A 19,718-nucleotide genomic window follows, 5' to 3' on the forward strand; every position below is an offset into this window, starting at 1 on the left:
GAGAAAACATCATGTGCGGCATCGTCACAGCAGTTGCGAAGCGCAACGTCGTCCCCGTCCTCCTCGAAGGCCTGCGCAAGCTCGAATACCGCGGCTATGACTCCGCGGGCCTCGCCGTGCTCAATGGCGGCCTGCAGCGCGTGCGCTCGACCGGTCGCGTCGCGGAACTCGCCGCGCTGGCCGATGCAAAGAAGCTCGACGCCGGCATCGGCATCGCGCACACGCGCTGGGCCACGCACGGGGTGCCGTCCGAGCGCAACGCCCACCCGCATGTCTCGGGGGGGCTCGCGGTGGTGCATAACGGCATCATCGAGAACTTCGAGGCGATCAAGGAGCGGCTCGTCGCGCGTGGTTACGTGTTCGAGTCCGAGACCGATACCGAGGCGATCGCGCATCTGATCCACAGCAAGCTCGCGACTCACCCCGACCTCTTCGAGGCCGTGCGTCTGGCGACCAGCGAACTCGTCGGCGCCTATGCGATCGGCGTGATTGGCGAGTCCGATCCGTCGCGTGCCGTCGTCTCGCGCCACGGTGCGCCGCTGCTTCTGGGCGTCGGCGAAGACGGCATGTATGCCGCATCGGACACTGCGGCGCTGCTGCAAGTCACGCGCAAGGTGATCTACCTCGAGGAAGGCGACGTCGCCGAGCTGCGTATCGATGGCTTCCGCATCGTGGGGCCGGACGGCACGGCGGTCGAGCGCGAGATGCATGTGTCGAGCCTGTCGGCCGATGCAGTCGAGCTTGGGCAGTACCGTCACTATATGCAGAAGGAAATTTTCGAGCAGCCGCAGGCGCTTGCGAACACGCTGGAGATCATCGCCGGCGGTGGATCGATCAATCCGCAGCTGTTCGGCAGCCAGGCTGCCGAGGTGCTCGGCGGTGTCGGCCGTGTGCTGGTGCTGGCTTGCGGCACCAGTTACCACGCCGGCCTGGTGGCTCGCTACTGGCTGGAAGCGGTCGCGAAGGTTCCGTGCACCGTCGAGATCGCCAGCGAATACCGCTACCGCGATTCGGTGCCGAATCCCGACACGCTGGTCGTCGTGATCTCGCAGTCGGGCGAAACCGCCGACACGCTGGCGGCGTTGAAGCACGCGAAGCGTCTCGGCATGACGCGCACGCTGGCGATCTGCAACGTGCCCGAATCGGCGATCGTGCGCGAGACGGCGCTGCGCTTCATCACGCGTGCGGGCCCCGAGATCGGTGTCGCCTCGACCAAGGCGTTCACGACGCAGCTGGCGGCGCTGGCGCTGCTGACGCTGTCGCTCGCGAAGCTCGCGGGGCGCTTGAGCGAGGCGGACGAAGCGCGCTATCTGACCGCGCTGCGCCACCTTCCCGTCGCGGTGCAGAAAGTGCTCGAACTCGAGCCCGAGATCGAGCGCTGGGCGCAGCGCTTCGCCGGCAAGCAGCACGCGCTGTTCCTCGGCCGCGGCCAGCACTGGCCGATTGCGATGGAGGGCGCACTGAAGCTCAAGGAAATCTCCTACATCCACGCCGAAGCCTATGCCGCAGGCGAACTCAAGCACGGCCCGCTGGCGCTGGTGGACAAGGAGATGCCGGTGATCGCGGTGGCGCCCGCCGACGAGTTGCTGGAAAAGCTGAAATCCAACCTGCAGGAAGTGCGCGCGCGCGGTGGCGAGCTGTATGTGTTTGCCGATGCCGGCAGCGAAATCCCCGCCAGCGAGGGGGTGCACATCCTGCACATGCCGGAGCACTACGGCATGTTGTCGCCGGTACTGCACGTGGTGGCCCTGCAGTTGCTGTCGTACCACGCGGCGCTGGTGAAGGGCACGGACGTGGATAAGCCGCGGAATCTCGCCAAGAGCGTGACGGTGGAATGATCGGCGGTCGTTGAATTTTTCGTCGTCGTTGTTCCCGACAATTACAGTCGAAACTCGCCATTAAAGTCGAAAACTGGATCTCTTCATGAAAACGCCCGACTTGTCGGGCGTTTTTGCTGACGGCCAGCCTTCACGGAACGAGCGGCAGCGATGCTGTGTACAGCTGTAGTTCGATTCGAGACCAGCCTGAATGGCAGCGCTCACTTGCCATCGAACTAGCCCTTCCGACTCAGAACGGCTCATTCGCGTCGCCGTCGCCTCGAACCCATGCTCGACAAACATCGCCTCGGCCGCATCAAGGATGTGGTCGCGGGTTTCGGGGCCAAGCTGACGAGTGGCGGGATCGCGCTAGAATGGCGGGAACGTTTGCCTATGTTGAATCATAGGTCTGAAGTGGCCGGCTTTCCTTGCGGCGGCCGCATCAGGAGATCGAGCGACGAAGCGGGAGCAGGCAATGGCGACAAGACATGCAGCAGGATGGGCGGCTTTCGTCGGTATGATCGGCTTCGCCCTCAGCGATACGTTTGCGGCCGACGCTGCGGCCGCCGGGCTGAGCGACGCCGACACCCGCGCCATCTTCAAGGCGGCCGGAGCGGTGCCACGCAAAGGGGGCTGGGTGATATGCACGGACGACCCCAACGCGTCCGGCGCCACGATCGACAGCGTGCGCGATCTGAACGGCGACGGGCTTCCTGAGGTGGTGCTGATGGAAGGCGGCACCTATTGCTACGGCCACGCGGGAATGGGCTTCCAGCTATTGAGCAAGCAGTCCGGCGGCGGGTGGAAGGTGATGGCGAAAGATAGCGGCATCCCCGACTTCCTCAAGAGCGTCGGAGCGAATGGCTGGCCCGACATTTCTGTCGGCGGCCCGGGCTTCTGCTTTCCGGTGCTGCGCTGGAATGGCAAACAATACGCGCATCATCGCTTCGAATACGAAGGCAAGCGCTGCAAACCGCCGCGGTAGCGACGGCCAACCGCCCAGCCGCGTCAGGCCTTGCCGGCCGCGCACAGGCGGGCGCTGGCCGGGAAGTGATCCAAGGGGTAGCGCCCGGAATGCACTGAGGAACATCTGACTCCTCGCGAACGTGGTGGCGCTGAATCCCCTGAAAGTGTGGCTGCTGCATGTCGGTACTGCAAATCCAGACGCCCACGGAGGAAGCAACCAATGCCCCCGAGCAGTATCGTCAATACGTAGCCGCTCGGATAAGAGAAGGGGGGGATAGCATCTGTTGCATTGACGATAACTTTAGCAGGACGGCACCGGACCGTAAGCGGGAAGTCCCTGTTCGGCCACTGCTGCCGCTGGGACCACAAGTGACGAACGTCCCGACTGGGCCAAGGCCGCCGTTCCTTGCGCCTTCAACAGACGACAGCTCCGCCCGACGACCCGTCCTCGGCCTTATGGAAAGCTTTCCATAAGGCCGAGGACGAGGCGGCCAGCCTGAAGAAGCGACTGGCAGCCTGAAGAGCAGAAAGCCGACTTCGACCTTGCAAGCCTCATCAGGCAGGTTAGGGGCGGCAGTGTGAATTCGAACAGAACGAAATCGGCCGTTCAGCAAAGCCCCGGAATCGGGGCAGGCCAGTGTGAGCAATAGTTCATTGACGACAGCATGCGGGAGCGACAAAGATGGCAGACATGAAAGCCTCCATCGACCCCGCGATACATCTGCTGCACGAAGCGCACCACGCCACGCTGGCGACGCACTCGACGCAGCTCGCGGGCTATCCTTATGCAACCGCCCTGCCTTGCGTCGGCGATGAGGCGCACCGGCCGCTGTTCTGCATCAGCGCGCTGGCCGAGCACACGAAGAATCTCCTTGCCGATCCGCGCGCAAGTCTGTCCGTTGTGGGGGGCGAGAACGGCAACGTCCAGGCCGCGCCGCGCCTGACCCTGCTGGGCGACGCTGAGCGCTTCGATCCGGGCCCGGAGGTCGTTGCGCGCTATCTGCGTTACCAGCCGGACGCGAAGCAGTACCTCGAACTCGATTTCATGTTCTTCCGCTTCCGGCCGAAGCGTGTCCGGTTCATCGGCGGGCTGGGGCGCATGGGCTGGATCGAGGGCGCGCAGTGGGACGCGGTGCCCGTCCTCGCGCCGCAGGACGAGGCGGTGGCGCTAAAGCGCGTCGCCGTCAATCTGCCGGCCGGCCTGCATCTGCTCGGGCTGGACTGCTTCGGCATCGATTACGAAGCGAACGGCCGCCGCGCGCGCCAGCGCTTTCCCGAGCCGATGACCCCCGAGAGCCTCGCGGGGGGCCTTCCGCGGATCGTTGCCGGCCTGCGCTAAAGGCCTACCCTTGCATAACCACGGTGCCGCTGACCGCGGCCATCAGCATCCCGTTGGTTTGCCGCGAAAGTCTAGCAATCAGGCTGACGGAAGTCGTCCTCGAGCCACGCGTTCGCGCTGGCCGCAGTCAGTTTGAACCCCGCGTCCACGCGCACCCGGGCCAGTTCTTCGCCGGCAGCATCGTAGGCCCCCAGTAGCGCATGGGGTTCGTATTCGTCGGCGACGATGTCGAGCGTGACGATGATCGGGCCCGACTCGGTGCTTACGCTGAGCTTCTTGTGGAGCATCGCATGCAGCTGTTGCTCGTGGCGGCGCAGGACTTCCGAGGCGGTCTTGACCAGGGTGTTGAACGCAGAGGAGTCGAGGGGCTTGGGGTTCTTCTTGTCGCGCCCCATCGTCCAGGGGCCGACCAGGGCAGGCTCGGGTTCGCCCTCCTTGATCATTTCGACAGCCCAACCCTCGTCGTCGATGTTCTTGATGACGCGAGCGGTCCAGCCGTCGTCGCGCCACAATCGCGCCTCTTTCACAGGGGCGGAGTCGCCGGCCTCCAGGGCCTCGTCGGTTTCAATTGTGCTCATGGGCGAATCTTACTTGCTGGCAAGTGGCTGCGGGGCGCCGCAGGGGGCGCGTGACGCCAGCTTTGCGGCGGTGCGGTCGATCCGGGCGCGCCCGTTGCGGCGAACAAAGGGGCGACGTGTCATGGGAAGGGTGTACCATGGTGGGTTAATTCTTGTTTTTACGCAGCATCAGCGGAACGTATTCATGCAATTAGAAAGCTTCATCCCGGGCAAGGACGCCTCGCTCGAATCCTCGATCAACACCATGCAGGGCAAGCTGGAGGCGCTCGGCTTCCACGTGGAGGAACGGTCGTGGCTCAACCCCGTCGATGGCATCTGGTCGGTGCATGTGCGCGACCGCGATTGTCCGCTGATGTTCACCAATGGCAAGGGCGCGTCGAAGTTGGCGGCGCTGGCGAGCGCGCTGGGCGAGTTTTTCGAGCGCCTGTCGTGCAACTACTTCTGGAACCATTATTACCTCGGCGAACAATACGCCGAGGGCGGGGCCGGGCGCAGCTTTGTCCATTACCCGCAGGAGCAGTGGTTTCAGCCCGGCGAGGGCGGCGAGTGGCCGGAAGGCTTGCTGACGCGCGAGCTGCAGCAGTTCTACAACCCGAAGGGCAGCATTCACGCCGATTCGCTGGTCGATTTCAACTCCGGCAACTTCGAGCGCGGCATCTGCGCGATTCCCTACGTGCGCCAGCGTGACGAGGCCGTGGTGCATTTCCCGGTCAACATCATCGGCAACCTGTACGTCAGCAACGGCATGTCGGCGGGCAATACGCCGGCCGAGGCGCGCACGCAGGCGCTGTCGGAAATCTTCGAACGCCACATCAAGTTCCGCATCATCAGCGAAGGGCTGTGCCTGCCGGACGTGCCGGAAGCCGTCATCGCACGTTATCCGCGCATTGCCGCCGGGATCGCTGGGTTGCGTGCCGCGGGTTTCGGCATCCTCGTGAAGGACGCCTCGCTCGGCGGCAAGTATCCGGTGATGAACGTGACCCTGCTGCATTCGCAGGACCAGGGCTGCTTCTCCAGTTTCGGCGCCCACCCGCGCTTAGAGATCGCGCTCGAGCGGGCGCTCACGGAGTTGCTGCAAGGCCGTGCGCTGGATGCGCTGGCCGGTTTCCCGGAGCCCGGTTTCGATCTGGAGGAAATCGCCAGTTCGCCGAACATCGAGATCCACTTCGTCGACTCCAGCGGCATCATCAGCTGGAACTTCCTCGGCGCGCAGCCGGACTTCGCCTTCCACGACTGGAACTTCGGCACTACGACGGCCGAAGACTACGCCTGGCTGGTCGATAGCATCCACGATGCGGGTCACGACATCTACGTGGCCGACTTCACGCATCTCGGCATGTACGCGTGCCGCATTCTCGTGCCCGGCATGTCGGAGATCTACCCGATCGACGAACTGGAATTCGAAAACAACAGTGTCGCCAACGATGTCCGTGAAGCGATCCTGCATCTGGCCGAGCTCGACGACGATGAATGCGGCGATCTGCTCGATACGCTGAACGAAAGCGGCCTGACCGACGAGCGCCTGGTGGCCGCACTGATCGGCCTGGCGCCCGGCGACGATGCGTTCTGGAGCGATCTGCGCGTCGGCGAACTGAAAACCCTGCTGGCGCTGGCCGTGGGCGACGAGGACGCAATCGCGGAAGGTTGCGAGTGGGTGCGCCATTTCGATCAGGTCAATGCCGACCGTCGCCGTGTCTACCGCTGCGTCGAATGCCTGATGAAGCTCGACGATGACGAGCGCTACGCACCGGCGATGGAAAGCCTTTATGGCGCGGACACGCTGCGGCAGGCCAATGCCCTGCTCGACGGCGAACTGCGCTTCTTCGGCCGGCCTTCGCTCGGTTTGAAGCTTGCCAATTGCGACATGCATCAACGCCTGCTTGCGGGCTACGCCAAGCTGCACAGGAGCTGACCGAAGGCATGAAGACACCCAGCAGAATCGAGCCGCTGGTGACGGACGGTCTCGTCGACCGCGTCACGCGTCAGCTGATGAGCGGCAAGGAAGCGATGGTCTTCGTCGTCGAGTGCGGCGACGAAGTGCGCTGTGCCAAGGTGTACAAGGAGGCCAACAAGCGAGGCTTCCGTCAGGCGGTCGACTACACCGAAGGCCGCAAGATCAAGAACAGCCGCCAGGCGCGCGCGATGGCCAAGGGCTCGCGCTATGGCCGGCAAGAGCAGGAGGCCGCCTGGCAAAGCGCCGAGGTCGATGCGCTGTATCGCCTCGCCGCTGCCGGCGTGCGCGTGCCGACGCCGTACAACTTCCACGAAGGCGTGCTGCTGATGGAACTGGTCGCCGACGTGAACGGCGAACCGGCGCCGCGCCTCAACGACATCGTGATGAGCGACGAGGATGCGCGGCAATACCACGCTTTTCTGCTGCGGCAGGTGGTGCGCATGCTGTGCGCCGGCATCGTGCACGGCGACCTGTCCGAATACAACATCCTCGTCGATGCCGACGGACCGGTGATCATCGACCTGCCGCAGGCAATCGACGCGGCGGCCAACAACAACGCCAGCCGCATGCTCGAGCGCGACGTCGACAACCTCGCGGCCTACTTCGGCCAGTTCGCGCCGGAACTGCTGGCGACCGATTACGGCAAGGAAATCTGGTCGCTTTACGAAGCGGGCAGGCTGCATCCGGAGATCGAACTCACCGGGGAATTCAAGCGAGACGAAAAGCCCGCCGATCTGGACGAAGTCATGCAGGTGATCGAGGCGGCGCGCGCCGAAGACGCGGCACGGCGGGCGCGCATGAGCGCAGCCAACGCGGAAGGCAACTGGCCGGGCGCGGAATAGCTGCGCGCGGGGGACTCGCAACGGCGTATCGACTGGCGGCGGAGGAACGCTCAGGCCAGCAGTCGCTTGAAGATCCAGTTGCGGTTGGTGGCGAGGTCGGGGCCCTGGACCAGTTCCCAGCCCTGCGCGCCGAGCTTGTTCAATTCGGACGAAACGACTTCGGTGTAAGCGCTCAGCCGTTCGCGTTCCCTGCTGCCGTGAGGACGGGCGGCGTTTTCGGCCTGCTCGTGAAAGTCGCTGCGGACCAGGTATTCAAAACACTGCATCGGACGCTAAGCCTCAAAGGTATTCAGCACACTGTTCGGGGATCGAAAGCCGACCGCCCTGTTCCACCCGTCCGGGTCAGCGCGGAACAATGAAGGGAACGAAATCTTCAGCGTGCTTCTTGGCGTGCTTGGCGGATTTCTTTTCCTTCGGCGTCATGACCGCTTGTTTCTTCTCTTCCTTGTTGCTTTGTCGTTGCTTGCCCATGATGCTGGCTCCTTGTGAGCACCAGCGAGCGCCGGTGCCCTTTCAGTATAGGCCGATGGCTGCCGGGGAACCGGTTGGCCAAACATATACTTCAGACATTGCCCGCCCGGTGATCATCCCGTGTGGCAGTCCGGCTTTCCGGTGTTTCAGCCGGTTGGATGAAGACCCCCGGCAGCAAGAAAGCCCCTTGCGGGGCTTTCGCTTGGCTTGCGCCAATGGTTTCGCTCAAGCGGCTTTCTTCGGCACCAGGGTCGCACCAGCGGCGAATTTCGAACCCGCGTCGGTTGCTGCGGTGACGTTGGCGGCGGTCGCTGCCGAGAGTTCGCGAACGCCGCGGGTGAACATTTCAAGGGCGGCGTTCCAGTCGGCCGTCACTGGAAACCCGACCCCGGCGAGCGGGAACTTTTGACTCAGCACTTGCGCCGCTTCCTGTTGCCCCTGGGTGATAATTTCCATGGCATTGCGGGAGTATGCGAGGGTCCGCTCGAACACCGGTTGCCCAAGGACTTCGTTGAGCGCGCTCAGGTCACGGCTGTTGATCATCCGGGATGCGGCCTGTGTGGCTGAAGCGCAATCATCGAGGGTCGTGCGGGCCGCGGACAGGGCAAGCTCGGACAGGCGCTCGGTGCTGGCCAGGTAAATCCTGGCGAGGTCGAGAAAGGCATCGACGGCATGGGTCTGGGCGGCGATGTTGTTGATTGACTTGGTGCTCATGATTTTCCTCGTGGGAATTCGTGCGTGATGTGACGCGGATGAATTGTTGTTTTAGGGGGCGCGTCACGTGGTCCGCGCTTGGCGGCTGCTTGCTGCGGCGCAGCAAGGCCCGATCCAGTATCCCCTCACTGCAGTGGGAGTCAACGGATCACTTGTAAGGGTCTAAGGATATCGCCGCCGCGGCCGTCGCCTGCATTCAGACCCGTTGCTTGCGACGCGGCGCAGGGCGTGATCTGCGCCGCGCGTCGTGGATCGGGAGGCGCTTACCTGCCCCGATGGTCCTTCTGCTCGTACATTTGCCGATCCGCCAGCGACAGGTAATCGGACAGGCTCAAGTCCGACGACGGATCGCACTGGACAATGCCGATGCTGAACGAGATCCGGCAGGGCGACGACGGCAGCGGGCGGAAATCGGCGAGATTTTGCCGAATTCTCTCCAGGATCACCTGTGGTTGCGCGGCATCCAGCGTGAAGGCGGCGAACTCGTCACCGCCAAGGCGGGCCACGACGTCGCTGTCGCGAAACGATTGCTCGAGAATCCGGGCCGCATCGTCGATGAGACGGTCGCCGGCATCATGGCCGAAGCTGTCATTGACGGCCTTCAATCCGTCGATGTCGACAAAAATCAGGGCGCTCGGTAAACCCTGGCGGCGCGCCACCTTGAAGTTCTGTTCCGCGTGAAGGAAGAAGCCGCGCCGATTCAGCATTCCGGTCATGACGTCGGTGACCGAGATGCGGTGGATCTCCTCCTCTACGCCATTGCGCCGCAGCAGTTCAATTGCATGTTGGCGGGTGGCCTCGGCAATCTCGCGGGATTGCGCCGCGAGCTGCCCTTCGAGTGACTGCCGGACGCCCGCATTGCCCAGGGCAGCCCCGGTAAGTTCGCCGAGCTGGCGCAAGGTGGAAATCTGCCTGGTGAGTTCGATCTGCCTGCCGTGGCGGTACCAAAAGGCGGCAAGGACGCCAACCGGCTTGATCGTGGGAAACGGAAAAGCAACGAGGCTCACTTTTTCGCTAGGGGGGTGTCGGCCCCCGAGCAGGCTGGAGTCGGCAACAACGGCGGGGAGAAGGATCGGCGTCTGGTTCGCGAGCGCTTGCCGTGCGTGCCGCAACAGCGCAGAGTCGGCGCGAGCGGGTTGCATGCTGCCGCGACGATCGAATTCCGTCACGTACTCCCGCTCGCCCATTTGCACCAGCAGCAAGGCGCCATCGGACAGCAGAAGGTTCGGAATGGCCTGGCCTGCCAGCTCCAGCACGGAGCCGAGGTCGGGCGCCTGCAACAGGTCACGCGCAAGGGCGAGCAGGCGCCTGAGCGCGCCGGCATTGTCCGCGGGGGGCTGGGTCATGCGGTGATCCCCCAAAAGTGCGGTCGTCATGATCGGCTGGTGAAAAGGCACTCGACCTGGTGTCTTCACGCCGATAAGGGGCGATCCGGGTTAGTGGATCAATGATCGCTGCAAAATGCTGCATGCGCTCATCGTCCTACTAGTGTATGCGGGATACGGGCGTGCCGGGCGTCGTTCGCGACTGGGGTCCGCCGGCCGGACAGGATGGCCCGTTCCGGCCTCGCGGCGTGTCGCGTGAACACCGCGCTGCGGGGCGCAGCGCGGTGGACCTCCGCTAGCGGGTGCGCTGCTTCTGCTCGCTCAGCGGGACGATGTCGGGCATCACGATGCGCTTGCGCCCGCTTTCGACTGCAGTCAGGGCATCGGTTTCGACCATCGTCGCCAGGCAGCGCAGCGTCAGATTCTGGTAGATGCCGGTGCCCTGGACTTTCCATGCCATTTCCTGCTCACTGAGCTCGCGGATCACCTTGGCCGGAGTGCCGGCGACCAGCGAGCGCGGCGGGACGACCATGCCGGCCTTGACGAAGCTGCACGCGGCGACGAAGGCGGATTCGCCGATCACGGCGTTGTCCATGATGACGGCGTTCATGCCGATCAGCGCGTTGCGGCCGATGGTGCAGCAGTGCAAGACGGCGCCATGGCCGACATGGCCGTTTTCCTCGATCACTGTGTCGTGCTCGGGGAAGCTGTGCACGACGCAGGTATCCTGGACGTTGACCCCGGCCTGGAGGATCAGCCGGCCGAAGTCGCCACGCAGGCTGGCACAGGGGCCGACGTAGCAGCCGGGGCCGACGATGACGTCGCCGATCAGCACGGCCGACGGGTGGATGTAGGCGCTGGGATCGACGACCGGCACGACGCCGTCGATGGCATAGACACGGGGCGGTTTCAAATTGGTCTCCTTGGTGCTGCCCGGTGGGGCGGTTAATTGTTTGTGCTCGAACAAATTAACCGCTTGCGCCGCGGTTGCGCAAGTTGTGTTGTGCGTCCGGTGTGTGCCGGTGCTTATGCGAGGGTGACGGCGGTGCCGCTGACGGCCACCATCAGCATGCCGTTGTTTTCGCCGAGCACTTCGTAGTCGATATCGATGCCGACGACGGCATTGGCACCGAGCTTTTCGGCCGCTTCGGCCATTTCCGCGAAGGCGGTCTCGCGTGCCGAGCGCAGGGTCTTCTCGTAGGCGCCGGAGCGTCCGCCGACGAAGTCGCGCACTGCAGCGAACATGTCCTTGAGAAAATTCGCCCCGATGATCGCTTCGCCGGTGACGACGCCGTGGTAGGCGCGGATGGTCTTGCCTTCGACGCTGGGGGTGGTGGTCATCAACATGTTGATTTCTTCCTTTTGGCGGGATGGATGCGGGAGGGTGCTGCCCCTGGCTATGACGACAGTTCGCGCAGATCGGCCAGCGGCGTCTCGCCGAAGCGGTCACTGGTCAGGTAGTCGACCAGGCGTCGCGCGCAGTCCTCCGGGGCGGCGAGGGCGCCGTCGCGTTTCAGGGCGTCAAAACGCGCGCGCAGCGGGAAAAGCGTCTCGGGGGTGGCGCGGATCTCGGCCTGCATCGCGGTATCGATGACGCCGGGCGCGAGGCTGCAGATGCGCAGCGCCGGGCTGTGGTCGAGCGCGACGGCGCGCACGTGGTGATCGAGCGCCGCCTTGGTCGCGCCGTAGACGCTCCAGCCGGGGTAGGGGGTGCGGGCGGCGCCACTGGAAATGTGGAGGATGCGCCGGTCGTGGGCGTCTGCGCTGGTGGCGGCGACGGCTGCGGCCAGCATCATGGGTGCGGCGACGTTCAGCGCGACGGCGCGGGCGATGGCGGCCGGAGCTTGCGTTTCGATCGGCCCGACGGGCTGCAGTGTGCCGGCGTTGTTGATCAGCAGCACGCTCGGGCAAGCGGACAGAAAGCGGTGGAGGTCGTTGCCGAGGAGCCACTGCGCAAGGCTGGCCGAATCGGCGAGATCGACTTCGACCTGTTCCAGCCCGTGCGGATAACGCCGCGCGAGGGCGGCATTGGGCGTGCGCGCGAGGCCCAGCACCGGAATCTTGCGAGCGAGGAGTTCTTCGGCAATGGCGGCACCAAGGCCGCGGGTGTGTCCGGTGACAATCGCTTTCATCGCTGTACCTGTCCGGTGTGGTTGCGGGGTGCCGCGGCTTCATTCGCCAGCCAGGCGCGGAAGGCGGCGACGGCGGGGCGCTGGGCGATCGCCTCTTGCATGACTAGATAATAGGCGCAGGGCGAGGGCAGCGGGATGTCGAAGGGGATCGCGAGGCTGCCGTCGGCAACCCGCGATTCGATCAGGGGGCGTGAGGCGAGCGCGACGCCGTGACCGGCGAGGGCCGCGGCGAGCGCCAGCGCGGCGTTGGCGAAGCGCGGTCCGCGCCGGGCATCGATTCCGCCAACGCCCGCGAGGGCGAGCCATTGCGCCCAGCCGAAGTGGGTGTCGGCGCCGGGCCGGGCGTCATGCAGGGTGTCGTCGTGAATCAGCACGTGCAGGGCAAGGTCTGCAGGCTGGCGCAGGGCCGTGTCGCCGGCGAGCAGGGCCGGGGCACACACCGGAACGTAATCGGGCGCGAACAGCTTTTCCACGACATGGCCGGGGTAGATGCCATTGCCGTAGAGGATCGCGACTTCGCTGCACGAGGTGCTGCGCAGTCCCGTCCTGAGCCGTTCCACGACGGCAGCTTCGCCGCGGCGATCGATGGCGTCGGGCGTGCTCGACAGCCGCAAGGCGACGTCCGGATGGGCGCGGGAAAAATCCGGCAGGCGCGGCACCAGCCAGTGGCTCGCGAAGGAGGGCGGGGCGGTCACGGTGAGCGGGCCCGTGACGGTCTGCCGCGTGGTTTCGAGTGCGGCCGCGAGGCAGTCGAAGCCTTCGCGGATCTTCGGCAGCATGGCGCTGCCCTGATCGGTCAGCGCGAGCGCGCGCGTCATGCGGTGAAACAGCGGCACGCCGACATAGGCTTCCAGCGCCTTGATCTGCTGGCTGACCGCCGCCGGCGTGACGCAGACCTCCGCGGCGGCTTTCTTGAAGCTCAAGTGGCGCGCGGCGGCTTCGAAAGTGCGCAACAGCGCAAGGCTGGGGAGCCGGTAGGACATGGGGACGCTTAAGTCTGGCTAATCCGTCGCATCATAAATCGTCGTTTGTCGCGCCGCAAAGCCATCACTAGACTGCGTGGCGCATCCATCGCGGATGCCCGGCGGTTTCCTCTCCCTCCTCCGCCGCCGGGAGTCTTCGATCGATCGGAGCGCGCGCCATCAGATCGCTGGTGGCGCGCGATTTCCGCCCCCGCCGGGGCCGCGACGCCCGTTTCCACTGCCCGCGATTGCGGGTTTCGCCAAGGGGCGGCAGGCGCGGCGATACCGGCATCGCATTCGTCCTGGAGTCGTGAAGTACATGAGCAGAGAAAACCGCGTCCATTGCGCCGCCCTGCGCGGCAAGATCATGCCGGCCGAAGCGGCGGCGAGCCTGATCCCTTCCGGGGTGAATGTCGGCATGAGCGGCTTCACCGGGTCGGGTTATCCGAAGGCGGTGCCGTCGGCGCTCGCGAAGCGCATCATGGACGCCAACCTGTACGGCAAACGCTTCAAGATCGGCGTGTGGACCGGGGCGTCGACGGCACCCGATCTGGACGGCGCGCTGGCGATGGTCGATGGTATCGAGATGCGCCTGCCCTACCAGTCGGACCCGACCTGCCGCAAGCGCATCAACGCCGGCGAGATGGAGTACATCGACATCCACTTGTCGCATGTCGCGCAGTTCGTGTGGTCCGGCTTTCTCGGCAAGCTCGACATCGCGGTGGTCGAGGTCGCCGGCATCCTCGAGGACGGGCAGCTGATTCCGTCCTCGTCGGTGGGCAACAACAAGACCTGGCTGGACCAGGCCGACAAGGTCATCCTGGAAGTGAATTCGTGGCAGAACCTTCATCTGGAAGGCATGCACGACATCTATTACGGCACGCAACTGCCGCCGAACCGCCAGCCGATCCCGCTGCTGCGCACCGCCGACCGCATCGGCGAACCCTACCTGCGCTGCGATCCGGACAAGGTCATCGCGGTGGTCGAGACGCACAGCCCGGACCGCAATTCGGCCTTCGCCGCGCCGGACGAGAACTCGCAGCTGATCGCCGGACACATCCTGGAGTTCCTCCAGCATGAAGTGAAGAAGGGCCGCCTGCCGAAGGATCTGCTGCCGCTGCAGTCGGGCGTCGGCAACATCGCCAATGCGGTGATGGCGGGGCTCAACGAAGGGCCGTTCGAGAACCTGACCGCCTATACCGAGGTGCTGCAGGACGGCATGCTCGAGATGATCAAGTCGGGCAAGCTCGCCTGCGCCTCGGCGACCGCCTTTTCGCTGAGCTCCGGCGCGCTGGCCGAGCTGAACGCCGATCTCGATCGCTATCGAGAGCGGATCATCCTGCGGCCGCAGGAGATCAGCAATCATCCGGAAGTGATCCGCCGCCTGGGCGTGATCGCGATGAACGGCATGATCGAGGCCGACATCTACGGCAACGTGAACTCGACGCACGTGATGGGCACCAAGATCATGAACGGCATCGGCGGTTCGGGGGACTTCGCGCGCAACGCCTACCTGTCGATTTTCATGACACCCTCGCAGGCGAAGAATGGCGCGATCTCCTGCATCGTGCCGATGGCCTCGCATGTCGATCACACCGAGCACGACGTGCAGGTGCTGGTGACCGAGCAGGGACTCGCCGATCTGCGCGGCCTGTCGCCGAAGCAGCGTGCGCGTACGATCATCGAAAAGTGTGCGCACCCGCAGTTCAAGCCCGCCCTGATGGACTACTACAAACGTGCGCTGGAGCATTCGCCGGGCAAGCAGACGCCGCATCTGCTCGAAGAGGTGTTCAGCTGGCACCTGCGTGCACTGCGCGGCGAGTCGATGTAAGGCCCGCTGTGGCAGTTGTCGGGTTTCATGAAGCAGTGCACGGTCGATGACCGGTGGATTTTGCCGGTGCCGGATTTGCAGATAACATGCTGCGTCCGGCTGCCCGTCGCCCGCGGCGATCGGGCGAATCCTCCCTTTTCAGGAAACCCTCGAACATGAACAAACCCGCCAAGATCGCACTCGTCGTGGCGTCGCTCGGCCTCGCGTGGCCTGCTGCGTCGTGGATGCTCGGCAAGCAGATCGAAAATGGCCTCGACACGCAATACCAGCAGCTGGCCGGGCTGCCCTATCTCAAGGTGGTCGAGCGCAAGTTCGCGCGCGGGGTGTTCCATTCGACCGAAGTGGTGAGCTTCGAGCTCAATGGCGAGTTGTTGCGCGAACTCGCCAAGGCCGGTGCGGAGGGGGCGGACGTGGCGGCGCTGCAGGATGCGCCGGCCGACGTCCCGGCGGCGCCGGTGCGTTTCACGATGCATTCCGAGATTACGCACGGCCCGCTGCCGGGGCTGACGACCGTCGCGGCTGCGGTGGCCGACAGCGAGCTGGTGCTGGACGAGGCCATGCAGAAGGAGCTCGCCGTGCTGTTCGGCGACAAGAAGCCGCTGCAGCTGAACACGGTGTATCGCTTTGACGGCGGTGGCAAGGCGACGCTGAGCAGTCCGGCATTTGCTGCGACGGTGGCGGCTGCGGATGGCGGCGAGCAGCGCGTGGCATGGCAGGGGGTAACGGCGACTGTCGATTTTGCCAAAGGCATGCAGCGCTACACCATGCGCGGCGACGCGCCGGGGCTCGAAATCCAGGACACGGCATCGCATCTGGTGCTGTCTGGCATGCAGCTGGAAGGGGATCAGCAGCGGATTTTCGATGATGAACCGCTGCTTTACGCCGGGACGCAGAAGTTCGTCATCGGGGAACTGAAATTCACGGGGCGGGGTGACGCCGATGGCGACGCTCAGGCGGAATCGGTGCAGGTGAAACAGCTCGTGTACGACATTGCGATGCCGTCGCAGGGCGAGTTCGTCGACATCACGGCGAAGCTGGGAGCCGAAGTGGTGCAGGTCGGCGAGAAGAATTACGGTCCGGCGCACTACGACCTGAGCTTCAGCCACCTGCATGCGCGTAGCGTCGCGCAACTGTCGCGCGCGGCGATGAACATGTATTCCGAGGCGTCGCTGCAACTCGCGCGCGAGGGGCAGTCCGAGGCCGTACTGGCGACGCTGATGGATCCGGCACTCGACCTGCTGGCGCACAACCCGGAAATCAGCATTGACCGCATCAGCTTCCGGAGCCCGCATGGCGAGGCCATGGTGTCCGCGCGCGTGCGCTCCAATGGTCTGCAGCCGGAAGACCTGGGCAATCCGCTGGCACTGATCGGCAAGCTTGAAGTGACTGGCCAAATGTCGCTGCCCGAGCCACTGCTCGCGGAGCTTCAGGGAGCCGGCGCCGAATCGGCGCAAGAAGCTGCGCTGAGCGCTTCGATTCTGGAAGGTCAACTTGCGGGCTATGCCGCGCAGGGTCTGCTGCTGCGCGAGCAGGGCTTCGTCAAGTCGATGCTCGAGTTCAAGAGCGGACAGCTGAAAGTGAACGGCAAGGTGGTCAATCCCTTCGCGCTGGCGGCACCGGCGCAAGCATATGAGGAAGCGGAAGGGCTGGAGCCGGAGGCACGCTGAGCACTGTTGCAGCGGACCCGGTGCGCCAACGGACCGGGTGCATTCGACGTCGTTCTGCGCGTTCAGTCGAACAGCCGCAGATTTCCCCCCGGTTCGGGCCCTCTGGCGCCCGGCTCACCGGGGGGCGTCAGGGTGCCGACCCTGACTCCCAGTAGCCGCAGGCGGCGGTCCAGCGGCACGCGCCGCAGACACGCGCGCACCGCCGCGAGTATCGTCTGCGCGTCGTCGGTCGCCTGTTCCAGCGTCGTGTCGCGTGTCACGGTGCGAAAGTCGTCGTAGCGCAATTTCAAGCCGATGGTGCGGCCGACGTAGCCTTTGCGTTCGAGATCGCCGGCAACCCGTTCGCACAGGGACAGCAGGATGCGTGTGAGCTCTTCGCGGTCGGCCTTCGCGTCGAGGTCGCGTTCGAAGGTCGTCTCGCGGCTGATCGATTTCGTCTCGCGCTCGGTGACCACCGGACGCTCGTCGCGGCCGTGCGCCGCATCATTGAGCCAGCGCCCGTAGTGCTGGCCGAATTCGCGGATCAGCATCTCAGGCGCCGCCGCCGCGAGCTCGCCGATGGTGTGGATGCCGAGCGCTTCGAGCCTGGCGCCGGCGCGCGGGCCGATGCCGTTGATCTTGCGTGCGGGCAGCGGCCAGATGCGCGTCGGTATGTCGGCGAAGTCGAGCACGGTGAGGCCGTCGGGCTTCTGCAGGTCGGAGGCGATTTTCGACAGCAGCTTGTTGGGCGTGACGCCGATCGAGCACGACAGGCCGGTGGCAGCGCGCACCGCGTCCTTGATGCGCTGCGCGAGCGCGACGGTTTCGCCGGGCCGCTCGGTGAGGTCGATATAGATCTCGTCGATGCCACGGTCCTCGATGTGCGGGGCGATCTCGGCCACCGTCGCCTTGAACAGCCGCGAGTAGCGCACGTAATCATCGAAATTGGCGGGCAGCAGGATGGCATCGGGCGCGAGTGCCGCCGCCTTCATCAGCCCGCTGCCGGAATGCACGCCGAGCGCACGCGCAGCATAGGTCGCCGTGGTCGCGACGCCGCGCCCGACATAGTCGCGCAGGCGCGGAAAATCCTCGCCGGACGTGGGCGCGAGCGTGCCGCGCCGCCCGCCGACGACGACCGGCAGGCCGGTGAGCTGGGGGTAGCGCAGCAGTTCGACCGACGCGAAGAAGGCGTCCATGTCGAGGTGGGCGATGCGGCGTTGCATGGGCTTGCGTCGGACCGTGCCGCGGCCCCGTGGGCCGGGAGCGGCCGGGACGGCGTCAGTTGGACAGCGTCGGCGCGCGTTTCAGCAGGTGGTTGCCAATGTACGACGCCACCGCGTCACCGTGCTGATTGACCGTCTTGTACAGCAAGCGCGCAATGCCGCGCTCGGGCTTGGAGCGCGAGGGCTTCACTTCCAGCACTTCGATTTCGGCATGCAGGGTGTCGCCGGGGCGCACCGGCGCGAGCCAGCGCAGCTCGTCGATGCCGGGCGAGCCGATGCTCGATTCGACGATGATGCCGGTCTGGATGAAGAGGCGAAAGGTCAGTGCAACCGTCTGGAAACCGCTCGCGATCAGGCCGCCGTAGGGCGAGCGAGCGGCGGCGTCAGTATCGAGGTGGAAAGGCTGCGGGTCGTACATCATCGCGAAATCGATGATCTGCGCTTCGGTCAGCGTGATGCCCGCGGTGACGAAGCGTTCGCCGGGCGTGAAGTCGTCAAGGTAACGGTGATGCATGGCCTGCCTCGCAGTGATCAGCCGGATATTGTGGGCCATCGTGGCGGTTTGCGGGGCGCCGGTGCGGCCGCCCCGCGCTACCGCGTCACAGCAGGTTCATGCGCCGCGCAGCCTCGCGCAGTTCGCCACGGAAGTCCGGGTGCGCGATGCCGATCAGCGCCTCGCAACGCTGTTTGGCGCTCTTGCCGCGCAATTGTGCGACGCCGTGCTCGGTGACGACGTAGTTGATGTCGTTCTTGCTGGTGGTGACGTGCGTGCCGGGAGTCAGCGTCGGCACGATGCGCGAGATGGTGTCGTCCTTGGCCGTCGAGGGCAGCACGATGAAGGCCTTGCCGTCGCGCGACCGGTTGGCGGCGCGCACGAAATCGACCTGCCCGCCGGTGCCCGAATAGGGCGAGAAGCCGAGGCTTTCCGAGCCGCACTGGCCGAGGAAGTCGATCTGCATGGTGGCGTTGATCGCCATCAGCTTGTCGTTGCGTGCCGCGTAGTACGGGTCGTTGGTGACGTCGACGGGATGCATTTCGAGCGCCGGGTTGCGGTGCATGTACTGGTAGAGCTTGTTCGAGCCGAGCGCGAAGGTCGCGAGGATCTTGCCGGGCTTGAGCGTCTTGCGCCGGTTGGTGACGGCACCGGATTCGATCAGCGTGAGGATGCCGTCGCCGATCATCTCGGTGTGGATGCCGAGGTCGTGCTTGTGCTTGAGCTGCATCACGACGGCGTCGGGGATGCCGCCATACCCGATTTGCAGCGTCGAACCGTCATCGATCAGGTCGGCGACGTACTTGCCGATCGCTTCCTGCACCGGGCCGATCTTCGGCAGTCCGACTTCGAGGATCGGCGCGTCGCTTTCGACCAGCGCCGTGACCCGCGAGATGTGAACGTGGCAGTCGCCGTAGGCGAAGGGGACGTTGGGGTTTACTTCGAGCACCACCACGCGCGCCTTCTTCACTGCCGCCATGGTGTAGTCGGGGCCGAGCGACAGCGCGAAGTAGCCATGTTCGTCCATCGGCGAAGCCATCGAGAACACGACGTCGGCGGGCGTCAGGCCGCGCTCGATGAGCTGGGGGATCTCCGAAAAGTAGTTCGGAATGAAATCGACCCAGCCGGCCTGGCCGCCCGCGCGCGAGGCGCCGCCGAAAAAATATGCGGTGTGGCGCACGTTGGCGACGGTTTCCGGATCGAAGTAGGCGTATTTCCGTAGCGGCAGGATCTGGCTGACGGTGACGCCCTGCAGGCTGTGGCGGCGTTCCGAGAGCGCTTCGAGCAGCGCCGGCGGTTCACCGACGCCGGTCGGAACAACGATGGTGTCGCCCGATTTCACGAGTCCGGCGGCATCTGCGGCGCTCATGCGCTTCTGCTGGTACTGGCTGTGTACGCTCATGACCTTTCTCTCCCCAACTTCGG

At 65.1% G+C, this 19,718-nt stretch carries 19 protein-coding genes; 7 read left to right on the top strand and 12 right to left on the bottom strand.

The window, feature by feature from the left end:
- The first annotated feature begins 11 nt into the window (after positions 1-11).
- The 3 genes from glmS (at position 12) to GPA25_RS05995 (ending at position 4,122) form a co-directional block, all read left to right on the top strand.
- Positions 12-1,838: a glutamine--fructose-6-phosphate transaminase (isomerizing) gene (gene glmS / locus GPA25_RS05985; RefSeq protein ID WP_169259457.1), complete on the top strand. Its 1,827-nt coding sequence runs from the start codon at positions 12-14 to the stop codon at positions 1,836-1,838.
- A gap of 454 nt (positions 1,839-2,292) precedes the next feature.
- Positions 2,293-2,802 carry a hypothetical protein gene (locus tag GPA25_RS05990; RefSeq protein ID WP_211162972.1) on the top strand — a complete coding sequence of 170 codons (510 nt, stop codon included), beginning with the start codon at positions 2,293-2,295 and terminating at the stop codon, positions 2,800-2,802.
- 663 nt (positions 2,803-3,465) lie between these two features.
- Positions 3,466-4,122 (top strand): HugZ family pyridoxamine 5'-phosphate oxidase, encoded by a 657-nt coding sequence (locus GPA25_RS05995; protein WP_246265410.1) that lies wholly within the window; start codon positions 3,466-3,468, stop codon positions 4,120-4,122.
- Positions 4,123-4,193: 71 nt separating this feature from the next.
- Here the strand turns inward: GPA25_RS05995 and GPA25_RS06000 are convergent, their stop codons facing one another.
- A complete protein-coding gene (locus tag GPA25_RS06000; RefSeq protein WP_169259458.1) occupies positions 4,194-4,700 on the bottom strand; it encodes a hypothetical protein in 507 nt (168 codons plus the stop codon).
- 184 nt (positions 4,701-4,884) lie between these two features.
- Between GPA25_RS06000 and ycaO the strand changes: the two genes are divergently transcribed.
- Both ycaO and GPA25_RS06010 read left to right on the top strand, forming a co-directional pair.
- Complete coding sequence (gene ycaO / locus GPA25_RS06005) at positions 4,885-6,612, top strand: 30S ribosomal protein S12 methylthiotransferase accessory factor YcaO (RefSeq protein ID WP_169259459.1); 1,728 nt, start codon at positions 4,885-4,887, stop codon at positions 6,610-6,612.
- Between the two features lie 8 nt (positions 6,613-6,620).
- Entirely contained in the window at positions 6,621-7,496 is an 876-nt protein-coding gene (locus tag GPA25_RS06010) for a PA4780 family RIO1-like protein kinase (protein WP_169259460.1), read from the top strand.
- Positions 7,497-7,546: 50 nt separating this feature from the next.
- Here the strand turns inward: GPA25_RS06010 and GPA25_RS06015 are convergent, their stop codons facing one another.
- From GPA25_RS06015 to gcvA, 8 genes are all read right to left on the bottom strand, one after another.
- Positions 7,547-7,762 (bottom strand): hypothetical protein, encoded by a 216-nt coding sequence (locus GPA25_RS06015; RefSeq protein WP_169259461.1) that lies wholly within the window; start codon positions 7,760-7,762, stop codon positions 7,547-7,549.
- Positions 7,763-7,838: 76 nt separating this feature from the next.
- On the bottom strand, positions 7,839-7,967 hold the full coding sequence (locus tag GPA25_RS24190) for a hypothetical protein (protein WP_281357688.1): 129 nt from the start codon (positions 7,965-7,967) through the stop codon (positions 7,839-7,841).
- A gap of 225 nt (positions 7,968-8,192) precedes the next feature.
- Positions 8,193-8,681 carry a phasin family protein gene (locus GPA25_RS06020; protein ID WP_169259462.1) on the bottom strand — a complete coding sequence of 163 codons (489 nt, stop codon included), beginning with the start codon at positions 8,679-8,681 and terminating at the stop codon, positions 8,193-8,195.
- A 263-nt stretch (positions 8,682-8,944) separates the two neighbouring features.
- Positions 8,945-9,961, bottom strand: a complete 1,017-nt coding sequence (locus tag GPA25_RS06025) for a GGDEF domain-containing protein (RefSeq protein ID WP_246265411.1) — start codon at positions 9,959-9,961, stop codon at positions 8,945-8,947.
- A gap of 340 nt (positions 9,962-10,301) precedes the next feature.
- Positions 10,302-10,919: a transferase hexapeptide repeat family protein gene (locus tag GPA25_RS06030; protein ID WP_169259464.1), complete on the bottom strand. Its 618-nt coding sequence runs from the start codon at positions 10,917-10,919 to the stop codon at positions 10,302-10,304.
- Positions 10,920-11,032: 113 nt separating this feature from the next.
- Positions 11,033-11,353: a heavy metal-binding domain-containing protein gene (locus GPA25_RS06035; protein WP_169259465.1), complete on the bottom strand. Its 321-nt coding sequence runs from the start codon at positions 11,351-11,353 to the stop codon at positions 11,033-11,035.
- Between the two features lie 50 nt (positions 11,354-11,403).
- Entirely contained in the window at positions 11,404-12,138 is a 735-nt protein-coding gene (locus GPA25_RS06040; protein WP_169259466.1) for an SDR family oxidoreductase, read from the bottom strand.
- Positions 12,135-13,121, bottom strand: a complete 987-nt coding sequence (gene gcvA, locus GPA25_RS06045) for a transcriptional regulator GcvA (protein ID WP_169259467.1) — start codon at positions 13,119-13,121, stop codon at positions 12,135-12,137. The genes GPA25_RS06040 and gcvA overlap by 4 nt, the downstream gene beginning before the upstream one ends.
- A 298-nt stretch (positions 13,122-13,419) precedes the next feature.
- Here gcvA and scpC point away from each other — a divergent pair, with 298 nt between their 5' ends.
- Both scpC and GPA25_RS06055 read left to right on the top strand, forming a co-directional pair.
- Positions 13,420-14,931 carry a succinyl-CoA:acetate CoA-transferase ScpC gene (scpC, locus tag GPA25_RS06050; protein WP_169259468.1) on the top strand — a complete coding sequence of 504 codons (1,512 nt, stop codon included), beginning with the start codon at positions 13,420-13,422 and terminating at the stop codon, positions 14,929-14,931.
- Positions 14,932-15,086: 155 nt separating this feature from the next.
- Positions 15,087-16,598 carry a YdgA family protein gene (locus tag GPA25_RS06055; RefSeq protein ID WP_169259469.1) on the top strand — a complete coding sequence of 504 codons (1,512 nt, stop codon included), beginning with the start codon at positions 15,087-15,089 and terminating at the stop codon, positions 16,596-16,598.
- A 62-nt stretch (positions 16,599-16,660) separates the two neighbouring features.
- On the opposite strand, the gene dinB is transcribed toward GPA25_RS06055, so the two are convergent.
- From dinB to GPA25_RS06070, 3 genes are read right to left on the bottom strand one after another with little or no spacing between them, the layout of a single operon-like run.
- A complete protein-coding gene (gene dinB, locus GPA25_RS06060) occupies positions 16,661-17,800 on the bottom strand; it encodes a DNA polymerase IV (protein ID WP_169259470.1) in 1,140 nt (379 codons plus the stop codon).
- A 55-nt stretch (positions 17,801-17,855) separates the two neighbouring features.
- Complete coding sequence (locus GPA25_RS06065; RefSeq protein WP_246265413.1) at positions 17,856-18,353, bottom strand: MaoC family dehydratase; 498 nt, start codon at positions 18,351-18,353, stop codon at positions 17,856-17,858.
- 46 nt (positions 18,354-18,399) lie between these two features.
- Positions 18,400-19,695, bottom strand: coding sequence for an acetyl-CoA hydrolase/transferase family protein (locus GPA25_RS06070; RefSeq protein ID WP_169259471.1), 1,296 nt, complete (start codon positions 19,693-19,695; stop codon positions 18,400-18,402).
- Between the last annotated feature and the right edge of the window lie 23 nt (positions 19,696-19,718).

The sequence above is a fragment of the Aromatoleum diolicum genome, assembly GCF_012910955.1.
GTDB classification, from domain to species: domain Bacteria; phylum Pseudomonadota; class Gammaproteobacteria; order Burkholderiales; family Rhodocyclaceae; genus Aromatoleum; species Aromatoleum diolicum.